A 262-nucleotide genomic window follows, 5' to 3' on the forward strand; every position below is an offset into this window, starting at 1 on the left:
GGGGCGCGGGCCCGACGCCTGTTGCCGGCGTCGGCCGCGGTAGGCGTCGTCACCATGATCGCGTCTGCTGTCCTATTGCTCCCGCTGCAGGTCCGGGGCATCTTTGGTGATGGCATCGCGTGCGCGCTGTACGTCGGCAACATGTGGTTCCAGAGTCATGCCATCGACTACTTCTCCAACTACCGGGCCCCGTCGCCGTTTTTGCACTATTGGTCGCTGGGGGTAGAGGAGCAGTTCTACCTGGTATGGCCGCCCATGATCA

General features: G+C 63.4%; 1 pseudogene. It reads left to right on the plus strand.

Features of this window, described 5'->3' with window-relative positions:
• A pseudogene (locus tag OQ968_RS24855) lies at window positions 1-262 on the plus strand (acyltransferase); the annotation flags it as partial.

It is taken from the genome of Mycobacterium sp. 663a-19 (assembly GCF_035616495.1).
Taxonomy (GTDB): Bacteria; Actinomycetota; Actinomycetes; order Mycobacteriales; family Mycobacteriaceae; genus Mycobacterium.